The organism is Asticcacaulis sp. AC402 (genome assembly GCF_000495835.1).
GTDB lineage: Bacteria > Pseudomonadota > Alphaproteobacteria > Caulobacterales > Caulobacteraceae > Asticcacaulis.
In genome coordinates this window covers 25,676-45,512 of sequence record NZ_AWGC01000015.1, presented here as the reverse complement: position 1 = coordinate 45,512, position 19,837 = coordinate 25,676, and the positions used below count along the sequence as shown (strand labels likewise).

Below are 19,837 nucleotides of genomic sequence, written 5' to 3'. Positions count from 1 at the left end.
CTCGCTTGCTCGGCACCTCCCCATTTGAAATGGGGAGGAGAAGAAACCATTGAACATATTCTTTTTCTCCTCCCCATCCCTTCGATGGGGAGGTGGCGAGCAAGCGGAGATCGAAGATCGTAGCGCGTCGAGACGGAGGGGTCCCCTTGCGGAAAGAATGTCAAAGTCAAGGTGGCTTGGTATTACACCGACAAACACGGGCTTTTTATGGAATCAAAAGCCCGCTTTCCGTTTTAGTTTTGTCGCGCAATTTTTCCGAAAAGTGCTGCACACTTTATCGGCTTGCGCTTAATGCAGCCGCGCCAGACGGGCTGCCTGGGACATCCAGTTTTCACGGGCAATCCGGCGCGAGGTGGGCAGTCGGCTGGCCACCCAGGCGACGTGCTCCGGCGACCAACCGGCGATCTGCCAGAAATGGAAGATACCCAGGGCATTAAGCTGCTGTTGCTGATCCGCCGTAATGCCGGAAATCACCGTCAGGTCGTCCACAGGTCCTTGCGGCACCACCAGTCGCACGGGCTCCAAACCGGAACCGGCCTGCTGAACTGCGGCTTCGACGCTTTCCGGCGTCATGGCAGCCAGGCTGGAAACCCGGCGCACGGCACCGAAATCGTCAATCTGGTGTAGAGAACCCAGATACTGAGCGCCAAAATTCTGGACCGCGGCATTCGGCGCCAACGGCTGCGGCAACGGATTGATCGGCATATAGGGCGAGCGATCGGGCTCTGGTGCCTTGACGACGCCGGAGGTAAAGGCCTCGGCGGCGGCGTCGAGATAGGCCACCGGCTGTGGGCGGAAGGGCGCCGGCTGTTCGACGGCTTCAGGCACTGACCAGTCAACAACTTCGTAGGGGCGGATCTGCCTCGCCTTGCGCTTGCCGGCCATCAGCCAGCCGACAACAGAAAAAACTGCGAAGACGCCGACAAGGAGCAGAACGGACTGAAGGACAAGCGACGGCATATCAACCCACCTTGCGTGCGATAAAGCCGGTGGCGAGGCCCAGGAAGGCGACGCCCAGCAACAGGAAACGCAATTCGAACAACAGATGCAGCATTTTGCTCCCCTTAACCGGCAGTGGCGCGAACGACGATACGGCGGTTGGCGGCGCGCCCTTCGGGCGTGGAATTGTCGGCAACAGGCGAGGTGCCCCCCAGGCCCTGCACCGAAATACGATTGGCGGCAACACCGCGTTTGACCAGGCCATCGGCGGCGGCCTGAGCGCGCGCCTGCGAGATCAACTGATTAGCCTTGGCATCACCCGTCGTATCGGTATAGCCGGCGACGATCAGCTTGACGTCGGCCGGGCAGTCGACCACGACCTTGGCAATATCGTCCAGCAGAGGCTCGCTTTCGGCGGTCAGTTCGTAGGTGCCGAAGCGATAGTTCAGCTTGCGCGACCCCATAGCGGACGAAATTCGGTCGTCGCAGGTGCGGGCGACCTCAATGGCGGCGTCGCGTGCTGAATCGCCCGCGACCGGCGGGAGGCTATTACTGGCAACGATGGTCGTGGCTTTCTCGCCCTTTATCACCTCGGCCGGCGTCTGGACCAGTGACGACGGATTTGGCGCGGCAATCTGAACCGGAGCGGCCTGCGGCATCGACAGGAAGCGCACGTCTGAGACCTTTCCGTCCAATTTGGTGACGATGGCCTTGGCGTGTGCCAGATGTGCGGCCGGATCGGCTACGGTATCGCCGACGCTTAAGGTCACCGTCTGGCCCGAAACCTCGGCGCGGACATCGCTGAAACCGTTGTCGGCCAAAGCCTTGACAACGCTGGCGCGGACGTCGCTTTCGACGCCCGGCAAGGTTTTGTACAGACCGACAGCGCCCAGCGCAACCAGTCCGGTCAGACCTACGAACCATACGGCCCCGGCTTTCATGCAAACACCCCACGCTTTGTTTTGTTAACTAAAGGTTATCGCGTTTGACCGGCCTCGGCAACCAGCCAAAACAACCCGTGAGGGACAAAATTGATCGAGACGGCCGGGTGTGGCGCAATTACCCGCCCGGCCGCTTGATTCATTGACTGTCGGCGGCAATCGCCGCTTGCGCCGCCGCCAGACGCGCCACCGGAACGCGATAGGGCGAGCACGACACATAGGCAAGTCCGACCTTGTGGCAAAAGGCTATGGAGGCCGGATCGCCGCCATGCTCACCGCACAGGCCCAGCTTAATGTCGGGACGCGTCGCCTTGCCCCTGGCAACCGCCATCTCGATCAGAGCGCCGACGCCCTCCTGGTCCAGGCTGACGAACGGATCCTTGGCAAAAATCCCCTTTTCGATATAGGGGTTAAGGAAGCGGCCTGAGTCATCGCGCGAAATACCATAGGTCGTCTGGGTCAGGTCGTTGGTGCCGAAGGAGAAGAACTCCGCTGTTTCGGCCAACCGGTTGGCCATCAGGGCGGCGCGCGGCAGTTCGATCATTGTGCCGACCTTGTAGGCAACAGTCTTGCCGCGTGCCTCGAAGACGGCATGTGCCACCTCGTGGGTCAGGGCCGACAGCTTGGCCATTTCTTCCTGGGTGGCGACCAGCGGGTGCATGATCTCTGGCAGCGGATTGCCTCCGCCTTCCTGGACCTCCACCGCCGCATTGAACAGCGCCTTCAGCTGGCTTTCGTAGATTTCGGGGAAGGTAATGCCGAGACGGCAGCCGCGCCAGCCCAACATCGGGTTGGTTTCGGATAGTTCCTTCGTGCGCTTGTACAGCTTGTCGGCGCCGACGCCCGACATTTCCGCCACCTGGGCAACGTCTTCCTCGGTATGCGGCAGAAATTCGTGCAGCGGCGGATCCAGCAGGCGGATGGTCACCGGCAGGCCGTCCATGATCCGGAACAGTTCGGTGAAGTCCTTTTGCTGCATCGGTTCGATCTTGGCCAGAGCCTTGCGGCGGCCAGCCTCGTCGTCGGCCAGGATCATTTCACGCACGGCCGCGATCCGGTCTTCGTCGAAGAACATATGCTCGGTGCGACACAGGCCGATGCCCTTGGCGCCAAAGCCCAGCGCCGTGCGGGCATCCGCTGGCGTTTCAGCATTGGCCCGGACGTCGAGCACCTTGTAGTCATCCGCCCACGCCATGATCTGGTGGAAGTCCTCGGAGAATTCCGGCTCGATCATGCGGATCGCGCCCTTCATGATTTCACCTGTCGACCCGTCCAGGGTGATGACCTCACCATGGCGGTAGGTCTGGCCGCGCGAGGCGAATTCGCCACGCTCGGCATAAATCTGCATTTCACCGGCGCCGGAAACGCACGGCCGGCCCATACCGCGAGCGACGACGGCGGCGTGCGATGTCATGCCGCCCCGCGCGGTGACAATGGCCTTGGCGGCGTACATGCCCTTGATGTCTTCGGGGCTGGTTTCGTCGCGGACCAGGATGACGTCCTCGCCGCCAGCGGCAAAGCGCACGGCGTCCTCGGCGGTGAAGACGATCTTGCCGGACGCCGCGCCCGGCGACGCCGGCAGGCCCTTGGCGATGACAATCTTGTCGGCCTTGGGGTCCAGCATCGGGTGCAAAAGTTGATCCAGCGTGCCCGGATCGATCCGCATCAGCGCTTCCTGCGGCGTGATCAGGCCTTCTTTGGCCATGTCGACGGCAATTTTCAGCGCTGCCTTCGATGTCCGCTTGGCGTTGCGGGTCTGCAGCATGTACAGCTTGCCCTGCTCGACCGTGAACTCGACGTCCTGGACATCGCGATAGTGGTTTTCCAGCGTATCGACAGTGGTTTTGAACTGGGCGAACACTTCCGGCAGCGATTCTTCCATCGACGGCGAGCGCTCGCCCATGTCCTCGCGGGCCTTCTTGGTCAGGGCCTGGGGCGTGCGGATGCCGGCGACGACGTCTTCACCCTGGGCATTGAGCAGGAATTCGCCGTACAGGTCGCTGTCGCCGGTTGACGGGTTGCGTGTAAAGGCGACGCCGGTGGCCGAGGTATTGCCCATATTGCCGAAGACCATCGACTGTATGTTGACGGCCGTGCCCCAATCCTCGGGAATGTCGTGCATCTTGCGGTAGAACTTAGCGCGCTCGTTCATCCACGACCCGAAGACGGCCTTGATGGCACCCCACAGTTGATCCTTTGGGTCCTGCGGAAAGTCGCGGCCCAGTTCGGACTTCACCATGGCCTTGTAGTCGGCGATGATGCGTTCCCAATCCTTGGCGGTGATGTCGGTATCGATGGTGATGCCCAGGCGATCCTTGTGATCGTCCAGAATGTCCTCAAAGCTGTGATGGTTCACACCCAGGACGACGTTGGAGTACATGGTGATGAAGCGGCGGTAACAATCCAGCGCGAAGCGGCGGTCGCCGGTCAGAGAGGTCAGGCCATCAACGGTGGCATCGTTGAGGCCCAGGTTCAGGACCGTATCCATCATGCCCGGCATCGACGCGCGTGCGCCTGAGCGCACACTAACCAGCAGCGGGTTGACGACATCGCCGAAGCCCTTGCCGGTGTTTTTCTCGAGATGGGCGAGATTGGCCTCGACCTCCTCGACCAGACCGGCAGGCAGCTCGGAATTGTTCTGGTAATAGTGGACGCAGGCTTCGGTAGTGATGGTGAACCCGGCCGGAACCGGCAGGTTCAAAGACGACATCTCGGCCAGATTGGCCCCCTTGCCGCCCAGAAGCGCCTTCATCGAGGCATCGCCATCGGCTTGACCCGCTTTAAAAGCATAGACCCAGTGTTTAGACATGAAACTTTCCCTCTTCATGTTTATTTTTTGTTTCAGGCACGCAATAACGTTTCTTGGGAACCTCTTGGTTCATCTTACTTTTTGCCGTTCCGCCGCGTCAGGCGATTTTGCTCAGATCCGCGATCGGCGCCGACAGTTCGCATACCCCGCGCAGTATGGCCAGGCGGTTGGCTTTGACGTCTTCGTCATCCGCATTGACCAGCACTCCGTCGAGGAAGATATCAACCTTTTGCCGCAATGCAGCAATTGATTTCAAGGCTCCGGCGTAATTTTCTTCCGAAATGTGAGATTGGACCATGGGACGTGCCTTTTCGAGCGCCTCCAGCAGGGTCTTTTCCAGCGGATCTATGCCGTCGTAACTCCGCGGCGTCGCATGCGGCAGTTCTGTCTTGCTGGCGGCCAGGATATTGGCAGCACGCTTATGCAGGGTCAGAAGATCTTCGCCCTCCGGTGTGGCGGCAACCGCTTCTACCGCCTCGATACGGGATAGGGTGTTGACAACGTCATCGCTGCCGAAGGTCGCTTCCAGGACATCGTAACGGCGGCCTTCGTCGCGCAGTTGCACCTTCAGGCGTTCGGCAAAAAAGGCAAGAATTTCCGTACCGACCGTTTCGACCGCCTGTACCTCGACAGGCAACTCCCCCCGGCTGGAGTACCAGGCATTGACCAGTTCACCCAGCGGCAGAGACATGCTCTGCTCACGAATAATGCGCAGGATGCCGAGGGCCGAACGGCGCAGGGCATAGGGGTCTTTCGAACCCGTCGGCTTTTCACCAACGGCGAAAAAGCCGACCAGGGTATCGATCTTGTCGGCGAGAGCAACCGCCGCGCTGACCTTGCCCGTCGGAACCGAATCCGACGGCCCCTGCGGCTTGTAGTGCTCGCGGATGGCGTCGGCGATTTCCGGCTTCAGTTTTAAAGCGTCCGCGTAATAGCCGCCCATAACCCCTTGAAGTTCAGGGAACTCCCCAACCATCTTGGAGGCCAGGTCGGCCTTGGCCAGGCGCGCGGCCTCACGCGCGGTCTCGATATCGGCGCCGATATGACCGGCGATGTGCGCGGCCAGAGCCGAAATGCGCTCAACCCGCTGGGCCATGGTGCCCAGCTTAACGTGGAAGGTGGTACCTTTCAGCCGCTGCAACCAGAGGTCGAAATTGCCGGTTTTGTTGTCTTCATTCCAGAAGAAGACGCCGTCTGACAGACGCGCCGACAGCACCTTGGCATTGCCGCGTTTGATCTCCGCGCCGCCGTCGCTGGCGCGGATATTGGCGACGATGACGAAGTGCGGTGCCATCTTGCCGGTCGCCGTGTTGCGCACAGCGAAATACTTCTGGTGCGTTCGCATCGAGGTCCGGATGACCTCCGGCGGCAGGGCCAGAAATTGCGGGTCCATGTCGCCAAGGATCGGCATCGGGAACTCGTTTAGCCCCGCCACTTCTTCCAGAAGGCCCTGGTCCTCGATCAGTTCGCAGCCGGCGTCTTCGCAGATCGCCTTGGCTTCTTTCAGGATAAAGGCCTGACGCTCGGCATGGTCCAGGATGACAGAATTCTCCGCCAGGGCCTTCTGATAGCTGGAAAAATCGCTGACAGTGAGCGCCTTACCAGAACCGAGAAAGCGGTGGCCTTCGGTCAGGTTGGCCGCCGTGAGGCCTTCCAGTTCGAACGGAACGATCTGGCCGTCGAACAGGAACAGGATGCGCTTCAAAGGCCGCACCCAGCGGAAGTTGCTGGTACCCGACCGCATCGACTTCGGCCAAGGGAAGGCCAGGATGACCTCGCGCAGCATGTCAGGCAAGGCGTCGATGGTGCGGCGGCCGGGTTTTTCGATCCGCGCCATCCACACGCCGTTTTCAAGGACCAGTTGATCCTGGCTCAGGCCGACCTTGCGCAGGAAGCCCGCCATGGCCTGTTCCGGTGCCCCATCCTTGGGGCCCTTGACTTCTTCGGTGACGGCGGCCTGTTCGACCGGCAGGCCCTCAACCACCAAGGCTAAACGACGCGGCCCGACATAGGCCTTGATCGACTCCGACGTCAGGCCCGAGGCGGTCAGCCTGGCGCCGAACAGGCGCTCGAAATCGCGCGCCGCGCCCGGTTGCATCCGGGCCGGAATTTCTTCGGAAAAGAGTTCGATGAGAAGTTGGGGCATCAGGCGACTCCCCTCACGCGTTGCGCAACGCCGGCCTCTTCCTGGCGCGCCCATTCCTGCGCGCAGGCCTTACACAGATCCCGAATGCGGCCGATGTAGGATTGCCGCTCGGCGACGGCGATGGCGCCGCGGGCGTCCATCAGGTTGAACAGGTGCGACGCCTTCAGCACATGGTCATAGGCCGGCAGGACCAGGGGATAGCCCAGGCTGTTCGGCGTGTTGAGAATACGCGTCACATTGCTTTCCATGTCTTCAAACTGGCGCTTTAAGGTGGCAACGTCCGACGCCTCGAAATTGAAGGCCGAGAACTGGCGCTCCTGCTCACGGAAAACTTCGCCGTAGGTGACGCCGGCCTTGTTGAACTTCAGGTCGTAAACATTGTCAACGTTCTGCAGATACATGCACAGGCGTTCCAGCCCGTAGGTCAGTTCACCCGACACGACATCGACTTCGATGCCGCCGACACCCTGGAAGTAGGTGTACTGGGTGACTTCCATGCCGTCGCACCACACCTCCCAGCCCAGACCCCAGGCCCCGACGGTCGGGTTTTCCCAGTCGTCCTCGACAAAACGGATGTCGTGCAGGTTAACATCCAGCCCGATCGCCATCAGCGACCCAAGATACAGGTCCTGCAGGTTATCCGGATTGGGTTTCAGGATAACCTGGTATTGGTAATAGTGTTGCAGGCGGTTCGGGTTTTCGCCGTAACGGCCGTCGACGGGACGGCGCGACGGCTGGACATAGGCGCATTTCCACGGCTTGGAACCCAGGGCGCGCAGTACGGTTGCCGGGTGCAGCGTACCGGCGCCGACCTCGACGTCGTACGGCTGGAGAATAACGCAGCCCTGTTCGGACCAGTAGTGATGCAGCGTCAGGATCAGGTCCTGAAAAGAAAGGGGTTCTTTGGTCTCTGGCATGGTGTTGAAATCGCCTGAAAATGTGGCGCGAACATAGAGGGACGTATCCTGTGCCGCAAGCCAAAAACCCGGTAAATTTGCTGTCCGGAAAAGGAGAATCCGGCTTTCATGGCGACCATGACCGACGCCGATGTCAAACCCTCGCTGCGCACCCGTATGAACTCTGTCGGTTCGGCGCTGAAAAAACCAACGACCTGGACCCTGCTGGGTCTCGGGTTTTCCTGTGCCCTGCCCGTCCTGCTCATGGGCGGAACCTTGAACTTCTGGTTAAGAAGCTACGGCATCTCGCTGACCGTTATCGGTTTTGTCGGCTTCGTAAGCATGATCTACGGCCTCAAATTCCTGTGGGCGCCGTGGATGGACAAGGCGCGCATACCGTTTCTCTATGATTGGCTGGGCCAGAGGCGCAGCTACATGCTGCTCAGCCAACTGGGCGTTGCCGCCGGCCTGATCCTGATGGCGGTAATCGGGCCGCAACATCTGTGGGTGTTCATCGCCGCCATGGTCTTTCTCGCGTTCGCGGCGGCATCTCAGGAGATTGCCGTTGATGCCTGGCGGGTTGAGCAGACGCAGAACGACGCCGACCAGGCGTTAAACCCGGCCTTCTGGGCCTATGGGTGGCGGGCAGGTCTCCTCATTACCGATTCCTTGATTCTTGTCTTGTCGAAGCGGGTCGGCTGGCCGGTGTCCTATACCGCGATCGCCTGTCTGCTGGTTGTCGGCATCACCGCCACCCTGTTCGCCCATCGTACCGAAGTCGAGCTTCAGGTAAGATCTCAGGTGCGCAACCTTAAGGAACTGGTGATTGATCCCTTCATCAGCTTCTTCAATGAACACAGGGGTACGGCCGGTCTGATCCTGCTGACCCTGGCGCTGTATCGCCTGCCTGACTACCTGACCAATATGGCGGGGACCATGTATGCCGACACGGGCATCGATTCGGACGCCATCGCCGCCATGCGCGCCGGTGTCGGGTTATGGGCGTCGCTGCTGGGGATCGCGGCCGGGGGGGCCTGCCTGCTCGTGTTCGGTTTGCAGCGCGCCTTTATCCTGGGCGCCATCATCGGCCCTGTGTCCAATATCTGCTTTTCGTGGATGGCTGTCGCCCATGGCCATCTGGGCGTCTTCGCCTTCACCTTGGTCGCCGACAATTTTTCCAACGGTATCGCCGAAACAGCCTGGGTCGCCTTCATGACCCGGATGACCGGGCGCGAGCACACCCTTACCCACTATGCATTGATGTACAGCGTGGCGGCTCTGTTAGGTAAGACTCTGAAAAACTTTACCGGCCTCTTGGTCGATCTGTTGACGCCCAATCTGGGTTTGTTCAATGCCTATTCGGCCTTCTTTATCAGCACTGCGGTCATCGCAATCCCGACAGTGATTTTGTGCTTTGTCCTGCGACGAAAAGGCGTATTCTCAACCTAGCCTCATGCCAAAAAGTGGTCGCCACTTTTTGGCATGAGGCGTCAAAGATACAAATTCCTATCGTATTTTTGCGCTGTGCGGGTGTTTCCTTCCGGAAGATACCGCCATTGCCCGGTGTAGAAATCTCAAAAATATCAGGGATTAGTGCTATGAAAATCACCAATACTTTCATCGCAGTCGCGGATGACACCCAGGCGACACAGGGGATAGTTCCGCCGGAAAAAAACGGCGAACCGTCTTTGGCCTGGCTGCACTACAGCCTGCTGGGCGAACACCCTTACGAATACGATCTCGACAGCTTCAATTTCGAAGTCTATTGCCGTCGCAACCGCATCGCGCCTGAACACCGAGAAGGCCATCGCGCCGCCTTCTTCTCGAAGGGCCATCCGTGCATGCGCGCTTCGCCGCTGACCAAGTCCTACGGTTTCGGCGCTCACTATAACACGAGCGGAAAGATCGCCATCTATCCGATGGACTCTGTCGCCTACCGCAAGTTCCTCAATGATCCGGACATCACGATCGAAATGGCGCTGCGAGCGAAACGACCGGAAAAGTCAGCCCAGGGTGCACGCCTGGACCCAGGCAGCCGGCCAAAGGGCCTGCATACGGTGGCTTAGGGTCTCGGCGGCGTCTGGGTTCGCACACAGCGCGAAACAGGTCGCCCCCGATCCCGACATCCGCGCCAGCAGGGTTTGCGGTTGGCCGTTTAAGCTGGCCAGGACATCGGCAATGACTGGCTGCTGCCGGATGGCTGCCGGTTCCAGGTCGTTGCGCGTGCACTTTAGCGCCGCAATGACGGCATCAATCGTTGAAAGCCGGTCAAACTCGGCCTTGGCATCGATTCCCTCGAACCGGCCCAGGTGGTCGAAGCCGCTATAGACGGCGGCGGTGGAGCATTCAACCCGTGGATTTATCAGCACGCAGGGCAACTCCGGCATGGCGACCGGGGTAAGGATTTCGCCATAACCTTCGGCAAAGGCTGACCTGTTCCACAGGCACATGACGCCATCGGCGCCGATTCCGGCGGCAATTGCCCCAAGGTCGGCATCGCTCATATCCGGCGCAACCGCCTGGCGCAACAGGTGCAGGACCGCCCCGGCATCAGCGCTGCCGCCACCAAGGCCGGACGCCACCGGCAGGTTCTTGGTCAAGTGCAGCGCCCGGTCAACATTGACACCGGCCGCCGCCGCGAAGCGGCGCACGGCTTTCAGGATCAGATTGTCGTCACCGCTGCTCAACCCTGCAGCAAACGGGCCGTCTAGGGTAAGACGGCTCTCGCCGGCTGACAGCGCGACCTCATCACCGATATCGGCAAACATCACCAGACTTTGCAGCGGATGATAGCGCCGGGCATCGGGTGCTGCCACGTGCAGGTACAGATTGACCTTGGCAGGCGCCAGCCGCGACGTCACGGTTGAACAGGCTGCGCCGTCTCGTTCAGCGCAGTTATCTTGACCGGGGTTTCCACCTTGGCGGCGGCGGCCTGGGCTTCCAGTTTCCGTCGCACGGCGGCCGCCTGCTTGTCGCTGGCCCCCAAGGTCAGAACCCGCTGCCATTCGTAAGTGGCTTCGATGTCGCGACCGACGGCCTTGTAGACGTCGCCCAGATGCTCGTTGATCTCGGCATCCGAAGGTGCCAACTGTACCGCCTGTTCTATATAGGTCAGGGCCTGATCGTAATCACCGAGCTTGTAATAGCCCCAGCCGAGCGAATCGAGCATGGCGCCAGACTTTGGATTGACAGCCAGGGCCTGGCGGACCAGTTCCATGCCTTCTTCGACCTTGACGCCTTGATTGATCCAGCCATAGCCCAGGAAGTTGAGGACTTCCGGCCGCGTTTCATTGAGGGCGCGCGCCTTGTTGATCGCTTCCTCGGCCTTGTCCCACTGGTTGACGCCGTCATACAGCATGGCCTGGAGAAACCAGGTCTGCCACGTGAAGTCGCCGCTGCCGGCCCGGGCGATCCGCCCATTAAGGAGGTCAAGCGCGCCAGCGTCGTCTTGGCTTTCGTGCAGAATACTGGCCTTTTCCATGACCAGGCTGAGATTGTCCGGGTCGCGCGCCAGGGCCTGGTTGGCCAGGCTAAGGGCAGAGTTGGTCTCACCGCGGTTACGCAGGTTCCAGATGCGGCGCAGTGTGGCTTCGTTAGCATAGACGGAGTTCGTCGGCACACTGGCCCAGGCGGCTTCGGCGGCGCTCGGGTCACGCAATTCCTGCTGAATCTGGCCCAGAAAGATGCGGCCGCGTTCGGAGCCCGGATCGAGATGCAGCGAAAGGCGCAGGGTTGCCAAAGCCATCTCCGAGTCGCGTTCGCTGAACGAGAGGGTAGCGGCCAGGAACAGGGCCTGGGCCATGCTCTGCTTCAGGTCCGGCAGGGCGGGCCTGGCGTCGTTGGGACCGTCAATACGCTTGATGGCCAGGACCGCCGTCGGGTCGCCCGACTGGGTGACGATCTCAGCCCAAACCGTGCGGGCCTCGGCTTTGCGGCCGCGGCGTTCGAGAAATCCGGCATAATCCGGTCCGAAGATAAAAGCGGCAGCGCCCGGCTGATACAGCGCGGTGTAGATCGCCTCGGCCTCCTTGTGGCGGCCCTTCAGTTCGTGCAGGCGGGCGCGTTCGGACCGGACCAGCATGTCAAGCAGCTTGTCGCGGTCGCCGGGCGCTACGGCAGCTTCGCCGGACTCGTCGACGGCGGCCTTCCAGTCGCCGTTCATCGCCTGGATATAGGGTTTCAGCAGCACGGCGGCACGGCCGCGGCCGTTAACAGCCAGGGCGGCGTCGATGTTCTTTTGCGCAATGGCAGGCTTGCCAGCCTTGACCGCGGTGACGGCGCCGATCATCGGCACCATGAAGCGGCTGGTCTGCGTGGTCGGCGTCAGGTCGGCGGCCAGAAGGACGGCCTGGTCGAGATTGCCGTTGAGAATGCCGACCAGGAAGGCTTTTTCCTGCAACTCGCCATTGGTCGGGTCGCCGAAGGCTGCGGCCCCCATGGCATTGGCGGCAGTTCCGATATCGCCCTGGGTCATGGCGAAACGGCCAATGAGAAAGTGGGCATAGGGGCTGATGTTGCCGCCCAGTTGCCGGCGGGCGTCGGCGAAGATGGGACGGGCGTCAGCGGTGGCCGGGACCAGCGAACCCAGGGCCAGGGCGGCCATAAGGGCGGCATAAAAGGGCAAACGTACAGAACTCGATTTCACGAAACAGGCATCCGATACTGGAGAATAAACAGCCCTCAGAACTTACAGAGAACTTATACCGGCAAAATTCTTAATAGAAAAGCTATTCGGCAGGACAGTGATGCAAACTTGAGAGCGTGGCGGTTTTGCCTGGCTATCTGCAGTTGGCATGACGAAACGCGTGCCTGTGTCGCACTTAACACGTTGCAAGAGCATGATGAGTTTTGACGGAATCAAAATCCCGCTCTAAGTTTTTTGTCTTGTCGCGCAATTTGTCCGAAAAGTGCGTCACACTTTATCGGATTGCGCTGTATCGCGAGATGGCTTTTGGTAGAATCGCCATCTCGCTCTAAGTTTTTGTTTTGTCGCGCAATTTGTCCGAAAAGTGCGTCACACTTTATCGGATTGCGCTCTTGGGCCTTGCCCAGCCGAATCCTGCCTACAGAACGCAGCGTTCCATACTACGCAAAATCTTGTGTCAGTGTTTTATCTCGAAGCCTTCTGCGCCTCGGGGCTTTGAAATCTGAGACGACGCACGTATAGTCGGATCATAGCGCAGCGGAGACCGTGGTGAACGCATCGAACCGGCTGGATGGATGGAAGTCGATCGGCAACCATTTCGGTCGCGATCGGACAACCGTCATGCGCTGGGCGCGTGAGCGCGGCCTACCCGTGCGCCGGCTGCCGGGCGGCAAGACGGGAACCGTCTATGCCCTTAAGGAAGACCTGGATCAGTGGGCGAGCAGCCAGGATGATCTCGGTCACGACATTTCCGAAGCGCCTGTTTCCGGTCTGGCTTCCGGGCCAGTTGCCGGGCCCATTCCGGCGTCTATCGTCCCCCGCGGTCGCCGTCTTTGGCTGGCGGGCGCCGCGCTTGCCACCATCCTGGCCATGGTGGTGGCGCTGGTCTTACTGTGGCCTCGTCCCGCGCAGCAGCGACAAGCCCTTCCCTCAAATCCAGAGGTTGCGACCCTCTATCTTGAAGGCCGCGACCTCTGGGCCAGTCGCAAGCCGGATACCCTGCGCCAGGCCATGGCAGCCTTCACCACGGTGACGCAACGCGCGCCTGATTTCGCCCCGGCCTGGGCGGCCCTGGCCGATGTGCATCTGTTGTCGCGTGAGTTCGATTCTGTGAACGACAAGGCGGCCTTCGAGGCGGCGCGCACCGCCGCCAGGACCGCATTGAATCTGGATCCTGATCTGGCCGAGGCACATCGGGCGATCGGTTTCGTCGCGTACTGGTGGGACAACGATCCCAGGTCAGCGGGAATGGCCTTTCGCCGTGCGCTGGACCTGGCGCCACGCAATGCCCAGACGCATTTCTGGTACGGCAACGTCCTGTCGGACAATGGGCAACATGTGGCTGCTTTGCGGGAGCTGAACGCGGCGCGGCTGATCGAGCCGGGTTCCGTCGCCATTCGGACCGACCTCGCCTGGGCACAGTGGGCGGCGGGCGATGAGGCCCGGGCGCGCCAGGCCTTGACCGATCTGTTGCGCGACCATCCCGATTTTGTGGTGGCGCAGGATTGCCTCAGCATCATCCAGCTCTCCGATGGCGATTACGTCTCCTTCGTGCAGACCTATTCGGTCTTTGCCCGTCTTCGCGGTAGTGCCGACGAACAGATCTATGCACAAAGGCTTCGTGCGGCCTTGACCCAGGGCGTTGATTCCGTTCAGTCGGTCCTGATGCAAAAGGCCGTGTCCGAACTTTCGGCCGGGAAGCGAAAGACGCATGCCTGGCCGGTTCTGCTCGCCTCGGTCGCTCAGGATCGCGGCCAGGTGCTTGATCTTCTGGCACGCGCCGAGAGCCGAAAAGAGCGCTGGGGCGAGGCTGCCGTCGTGGGACGTATTCTGCGGCTGTGGAGCGGTGACGAAGAGATCGCCCGCCGTGTCAGCGCGCTACGCGCACCCGCGGTTGCCTAATTTCATTCCGCTTTAGCTTACGCACCAGAGAATCGTTGCTCCACAACGGTTTGCGACACGGCCGCGCGACGATTACCCGCGTCGTGCAACAGTTTGCAACATCGCATTTTCGCGTCCTGGCGTCATGCTGGAGGCCTTCTCAACTGGGCCTTATGCCATGCTCCTTCCGACCCGCCGGACCGTTCTCAGCGCCGGACTGCTGACCGCCACAGCCGCCGCGGGTGCAGTGCGGGCTACGCCGGTTTTCGCGTTTCGGGCCGGCGTCAAGTCGGTGCTGACTGCGCGGCAAAGCGCCATCTGTCATATCGCCGATTACGGCAACACGCAGGTTGTGTTGCTGATCGTCAACGGTGCAACCGTCGAGGTCCATGCCCGCCGCGCCGGCCTTTACCACCCTAAAGATCCTGCGGTAAGCCGGAGTGTCCGCGCTTTGGCGCCGGTCGATCTCAACCGGCTGATCTCGGCGGCAGGGGGGCTCGACCAGCCGGTTAATGGCAGCGTCCGCAACGACGCCTTTCATGCCCTCTATCAAAGCCTGAAGCCGATGCCGGTGGCCCGCGCCTGCGGTTCAAACTGCCGCGCCATGGGTTCGGGTCAGGCTCTGCCGATCAAAGACGCCTTCTTCCGCGACTGGAGCTTTGCCCACGCGCCGTCGGGTCCCTTCCTCGCCTTTTCATCACCCACGGTCAAAGCCGTGTGGTCACTGGAGTCCTGAACCATGGTCTTACGTCATCTCTCTCTTTCCGCCCTTTTGCTATGCAGCGTGTCCGCCTGCGCCACAACGCCACCGCCCGCATCCCTCTTAGCGGCGCACAGCCAACCGACAGGTGCACGTCTGATGCAAGCCAGGGACGCCCTGATGGCCGGCGATACCTCGACGGCGCTGGCGGGCTTCGGCGATGCGGCTGCGCGCAATCCGAATGATCCTAACGCCCAGACCCTTCTGGCGCTCACCTATCATGCGGCGGCCAAGGGCGATCCCGAGACGCTTGATCTGGCGGCGGCCGGCTACGACCTGGCTCTGCGCAGCGACCAGGACGCCTTCTGGGCAGCGGCCCTGGCCGGGAAGGCTGTCTATGACCGGGGACGTTACGATGAGGCCCAGGCCTATTTTGCCCGTGCCGTGATGATGCGCCCTGACAATACGCACGCCCTGCTGGCCCTGTCGATGAGCGCCTACATGTCCGGCGATCCAAAACTGGCGGCACTGACCGCAGAGCGGGTAACGCAACTTCCGGCGGATGCCCGGACCCACGCTGAGGCAGTGCGACTTTCCGGACTGTCCTATGCCGCCACGGGGCGCAAGGCGGAGGCGTGGCAAAGCTATGCCCGCTATGCAGAGCTACGCCCCGATGCGGCGGCCCCGATGCATGTCCGCATCAGCGATCTGGTGCGGACCGAAGACGCGGCGATGCCGATCAGCGACGGCCCGCAGGTTCCCCTGGCGCCCGATCAGATCTCGGTCGATGTTGCCATAATCCTGTCGCAGACCTCCCAGCGCGATAGTATCGGCATCAACCTGCTGGACGGGTTGACGGCGCAGTATGGCCTGCAAAGCCAACGTGCCACGACCGGCGACGCGCAAGGTAACCGCAATATGCAGCGCACGGTAACCGAGGCCATTTCTATCCCGCAACTGACCTATAATATGAACCTGTTTAACCGTTTCGGGCAGTACTACCAGGTTGTGGCCCGGCCCATGCTGACGGCCTATCGCGGTGAGCCCGCCGACTTTTTCGTCGGCCGCTCGGCCAAGGTTGCGGTGACCGGTGTCAACTTCTCACAACTGGAAACCATCGACATTGGCACCCAGATCAAGGTGACGCCGGTGGAGATAACTGCGGTAGGCACACGGTTGCGTATCGAGGTGACGCGCTCCTTTCTGTCGGGAGAGCCGGCTGGCAATTTCAACGAGGCGCTCAACACCTGGCGCCAGACCGTCAGCACGACCGTCGAGGTCGCTTTCGGCACGACCCTGATCCTGTCAGGCCTATCCGAAAGCGTTCGTGACTCTTCGACCACCAAGACGCCACTACTCGGCGACGTGCCTATGGTCGGATCGGCCTTCAACCGCCGCATAACCACAGACAAGCGCGACGCCGTTCTAGTGCTGGTGACGCCATCGCCATCGATGGCCTTTGCCGGTCCACAATGGGCCCGACCGGCCCAGATCGAACAGCTTATCGGCCAGTGGAGCACGGTCATCGCGCCGGGCAGCGATCTGGGTCAGATCACCGGCAAGCTGGCACGCGGGCGATTGTTCACCCGGGCCCGCAAGGACGACGCCCGCCTGACCTGGCCCGACTTGCCCAACGATCAGGGGGAGATCCTGAAGGATCTGCTGCTGCCGTAGCGACCGTCCCCATCACACCCATCATCAGGAGGAAAACACCCTAAACATCTGCCAGTGAACGCCCCTCCGGTAGAGAACGCCGTCGGGCCACCCGAGTAATTTTCCGTTTTTTTTAACCTTTTTCTCGAGGAGACACCATGTCCCGCGCAATGATCCTGTCTGCCCTGCTGACGCTGGGCGTCAGTGCCCTGCCCCTGATGAGCGCCTCGGCGCAAACCGTCGTCAAACCACCCGTTCTGCTCAAGCCCATCCCCAAGCCCCCGATCGTCACCACCGTACGCAAGGCGAAACTGGCCTATATCATGGGCGTCGATACGTCTGACGCCACATGCGGCACCTACGATCCGGCAGGCCTGACCAATCCGGTCATTTACCGTACCGATTCCGGAGCCGGCCGGCATCTCGATATCTTTGCCGGCGATACCGGACTTGTGCTGATCGGAAGCAACCTGGATCTGGTTCAGCGGGTTGTTGTCAATTTCGACTCGGCGCCGGATGTGACGGCTGCGGTTGTGTCGCGTCGCAACGGCAACACGGCTTGTGGTGAAAAAGCGACGGACAAGGTTATGACCATCCGATTCACCAGTCCGGTGAGCACGTCGACCCAGAAGCTGTTCGGGGGCCTGGAACTTTACGCCTTCAACGAAAGCTTCCTGAGAAACCCGCCACGCATCATCAAACCGAACGATCCGTGCCTTCCAGAAAACTTCAATCTCGAAGCGGGCATCCCGCCGCAATGTGCGCTGGACTTTGTCCCCCTGGCGGAAGTACATGGTTTTGCGATCCGCCCCCTGCCCCAGATCCAGTCGCGCACGGCGCTCGACAACACCGGACGTGTTCCGACCATCGAGCGTCGGCCGGAAGTGGTGGGCAACAATCTGGGCCAATTCACACAGATCGCGCTGAATTTCGGCAACCTGTCGGCGGTGACCGGCACCGCCCGCATGCTAAGCCCGACCATTGAGGCCGGCCGGTTCAGCGGCACCGTGCGATGGGAGAACATCACCGCCGCCGGAACCTGGTTCTTCAGCCTTCAACCCAGCCTGAGCCTGTACCGTCAGCCCCGCACGGGGACCGCCACTGTGTTCAGCAACTCGCTGACGCGGCGCGAAGTTAATGACACGGTGTGGGCAAGCGAAACCGATTTCCGCCGCCGTTTCATGGGGTCGAATATCGCTTCAGCCAGTTTCAACTACCAGGCCACTGCCACACCCACTCCGCCACCACCGCCGCCGGCCGCAGCGAATATCACCGCCTTTGACCCCGGCAACCGGCTCTATGTCACCAGCGGCGGTACCACTACCGTCGGTAACCTGCCGGGAGAAAATTCGCAGATTCTGAGCACATTGCAAAGCGAAGCCTGGTGTGCCGCCCTGCCCCAACCGGCCCCTGGGCCTAATGGTGTGCGGACCGTCGCCCTGGGCCAGACGACCCTGGGCAACCTCAACTGGGGCATCCGCAACAGCGGAAATGCCGCCTTTACCGGGACGGTCACGGCGGAGTTGCGTTTGGGGGGCACCGTGGTTGACACGATGAGCTTTACCGGCACCCTGGCCGCGGGCGCCACGCAGATCGACACCTTCCAGCGCCCGACCCAGACTGTGGCGATCGCCCGTGAAAGCCTGGGACCGCTGTGCTTCCATGTGGGTCTGGGGTCCGATGCGGTGGTTGAAAACCGTGGCTACACGGTGCGCATCACAAGCCCCGGCAGCAACTCGACCAATCTCAGATCCATTCCCTAGATCGTCGATCCAGCCGCACCTGGGCGACGCTAAGGCGCCGTCCCGGTGCGGCCCTCGACTACCGCCTGAGCCAAAAACAACAAAGGATTCCAAAAGGCGTCACCGAAAAACTCTACCCGCGCTCGCCGTGACGCTGCCCGTCTGATCTGGCCTGACCTGCCGCCCGATCAGGGCAAAATCCTGAAAGACCTTTTGCTGCCTTAGACTCCATTCCAAGAAAAGGATTCCACTATGCGTAAGCTTGCCCTTGTTCTTACCACTTCCCTACTGAGCCTGTCCTTGGCTGGTACCGCCCTCGCCCAGGTGAAGCCCACCGGCAACAAGCTGGTCGCCCCCATCCTCAAGAAGCCGATCACCCCCGTGGTTAGTTTCAACCCGGTCATCTCCAGCTTCCGGATGAATGCCGGCGCCACCGCCACCCGCGAACGCAGCGTTATTCTGGACATCGTCCTCGGTGGTACGCCGGCCGGTGTGACCCAGTACCGTGTGTCGGAGGACCCCAATTTTGCCGGCGCTGGCTGGCAGACCTTTATTGCTCAGCCCAGCTACAATCTATCGATCGGCAACGGTACTAAACGGGTCTACCTTCAGGTCCGTGGTCCCTCGCCCTCCAGCCCGGCGACATTTGTCCATTCCAACATCGTCAGCAGCGACATAACCTTCGCAAACCCGCGTCTGACCAACCTGACGCTGCAGGAAACCCGTGGGTTTACCTATGGCAATGTGGCCATGAAAGTCGAGTTCGAAGGCACGGCCAACCAGTTCCGCACATCGCAAGACCCAGGCTTTGCCGGCGCTATTTGGTGGCCGCTCGGCAGCAACGGCAAGGTCGAACACGTCGTGACCGGAGCCTCGGGCCCAAAGACCATCTTTGTTCAGGTCGCCAACGGCACGGATTTTATCTCCGAGCGGATGTCGCGCGCGATCGACTATGTCGAGTCAGATTTGCAGCTTGTCAGGCTTCAGGAGGCCGTCATCGAGGCCCGCATCGAGGGCTATACCGTTTCGGCGACCTCGGCACGAGGCAATTGGGAGTGCGGTTTCGAGTACGGTACCAATGGCCAGACTCTGACGCTTCGGGCCAAGCCCCTGTATGATCTGCTTGGATTCGCCAAGGGGACGGACCAGTGCACCTTCCGCCTGTTCGAGGGCAAAAACCTGGCGGCACCGTGGACCGCTGCGACCTTCGTCCAGGACCCCGGAAACATCCCCGCAAAGCTCGTTCGGGTCACCAAGGCAGCGCCCATTTCTGGCAGCAGCGACCTGGGCATGATCATCGTCTGGAACCTGCCCGGTGACGGTTTGGCGACGGGTGAGTCCTATCACAGCAGTATCAGGGTGCTGCAGCTTAGAGGCCCCAAACACGGTAACTGGCGCCAGGCGTTCGAGTAGATGCAGCAGCAGTCCTGAAGTTTTTACAAACGCCCGGGTCCCTGACCCAAGTCCTTGAAAGGGGGTCTTTCA

Annotated in this window: 14 protein-coding genes; 7 read left to right on the top strand and 7 right to left on the bottom strand. The window is 61.1% G+C overall.

Going from position 1 to position 19,837, the window contains the following annotated elements; genetic code table 11:
* Positions 1-288: 288 nt before the first annotated feature.
* The 5 genes from ABAC402_RS29840 to ABAC402_RS29825 form a co-directional block, all read right to left on the bottom strand.
* Positions 289-960: a hypothetical protein gene (locus ABAC402_RS29840; protein WP_023449422.1), complete on the bottom strand. Its 672-nt coding sequence runs from the start codon at positions 958-960 to the stop codon at positions 289-291.
* Positions 961-1,064: 104 nt separating this feature from the next.
* The gene (locus ABAC402_RS39225) at positions 1,065-1,880 is read right to left on the bottom strand and encodes an OmpA family protein (protein WP_023449420.1); all 816 of its coding nucleotides are present in this window, start codon (positions 1,878-1,880) and stop codon (positions 1,065-1,067) included.
* Between the two features lie 139 nt (positions 1,881-2,019).
* A complete protein-coding gene (ppdK, locus tag ABAC402_RS29835) occupies positions 2,020-4,707 on the bottom strand; it encodes a pyruvate, phosphate dikinase (protein ID WP_023449419.1) in 2,688 nt (895 codons plus the stop codon).
* Between the two features lie 79 nt (positions 4,708-4,786).
* Complete coding sequence (gene glyS / locus ABAC402_RS29830) at positions 4,787-6,835, bottom strand: glycine--tRNA ligase subunit beta (RefSeq protein WP_023449418.1); 2,049 nt, start codon at positions 6,833-6,835, stop codon at positions 4,787-4,789.
* The gene (locus ABAC402_RS29825; protein ID WP_023449417.1) at positions 6,835-7,752 is read right to left on the bottom strand and encodes a glycine--tRNA ligase subunit alpha; all 918 of its coding nucleotides are present in this window, start codon (positions 7,750-7,752) and stop codon (positions 6,835-6,837) included. Before ABAC402_RS29825 ends, glyS begins: the two co-directional genes overlap by 1 nt.
* 108 nt (positions 7,753-7,860) lie before the next feature.
* Between ABAC402_RS29825 and ABAC402_RS29820 the strand changes: the two genes are divergently transcribed.
* Positions 7,861-9,180: an MFS transporter gene (locus ABAC402_RS29820; RefSeq protein WP_023449416.1), complete on the top strand. Its 1,320-nt coding sequence runs from the start codon at positions 7,861-7,863 to the stop codon at positions 9,178-9,180.
* A 149-nt stretch (positions 9,181-9,329) separates the two neighbouring features.
* On the top strand, positions 9,330-9,797 hold the full coding sequence (locus ABAC402_RS29815; RefSeq protein WP_023449415.1) for a DUF6157 family protein: 468 nt from the start codon (positions 9,330-9,332) through the stop codon (positions 9,795-9,797).
* Here the strand turns inward: ABAC402_RS29815 and ABAC402_RS29810 are convergent.
* Positions 9,735-10,592 carry a 4-(cytidine 5'-diphospho)-2-C-methyl-D-erythritol kinase gene (locus tag ABAC402_RS29810; RefSeq protein WP_023449414.1) on the bottom strand — a complete coding sequence of 286 codons (858 nt, stop codon included), beginning with the start codon at positions 10,590-10,592 and terminating at the stop codon, positions 9,735-9,737. The two genes, ABAC402_RS29815 and ABAC402_RS29810, sit on opposite strands and share 63 nt — an antisense overlap.
* The gene (locus ABAC402_RS29805) at positions 10,589-12,376 is read right to left on the bottom strand and encodes a tetratricopeptide repeat protein (RefSeq protein WP_031235541.1); all 1,788 of its coding nucleotides are present in this window, start codon (positions 12,374-12,376) and stop codon (positions 10,589-10,591) included. Before ABAC402_RS29805 ends, ABAC402_RS29810 begins: the two co-directional genes overlap by 4 nt.
* Before the next feature lie 549 nt (positions 12,377-12,925).
* On the opposite strand from ABAC402_RS29805, the gene ABAC402_RS29800 reads away from it, so the two are divergent.
* The 5 genes from ABAC402_RS29800 (at position 12,926) to ABAC402_RS29780 (ending at position 19,765) form a co-directional block, all read left to right on the top strand.
* Positions 12,926-14,278: a tetratricopeptide repeat protein gene (locus ABAC402_RS29800; RefSeq protein WP_023449412.1), complete on the top strand. Its 1,353-nt coding sequence runs from the start codon at positions 12,926-12,928 to the stop codon at positions 14,276-14,278.
* Positions 14,279-14,435: 157 nt separating this feature from the next.
* Positions 14,436-14,993 carry a hypothetical protein gene (locus ABAC402_RS29795; RefSeq protein WP_031235540.1) on the top strand — a complete coding sequence of 186 codons (558 nt, stop codon included), beginning with the start codon at positions 14,436-14,438 and terminating at the stop codon, positions 14,991-14,993.
* Between the two features lie 123 nt (positions 14,994-15,116).
* Positions 15,117-16,631: a tetratricopeptide repeat protein gene (locus ABAC402_RS29790; protein ID WP_023449410.1), complete on the top strand. Its 1,515-nt coding sequence runs from the start codon at positions 15,117-15,119 to the stop codon at positions 16,629-16,631.
* A gap of 137 nt (positions 16,632-16,768) precedes the next feature.
* On the top strand, positions 16,769-18,373 hold the full coding sequence (locus ABAC402_RS29785; RefSeq protein ID WP_155847364.1) for a hypothetical protein: 1,605 nt from the start codon (positions 16,769-16,771) through the stop codon (positions 18,371-18,373).
* 231 nt (positions 18,374-18,604) lie between these two features.
* On the top strand, positions 18,605-19,765 hold the full coding sequence (locus tag ABAC402_RS29780; protein ID WP_023449408.1) for a hypothetical protein: 1,161 nt from the start codon (positions 18,605-18,607) through the stop codon (positions 19,763-19,765).
* Positions 19,766-19,837: the final 72 nt, after the last annotated feature.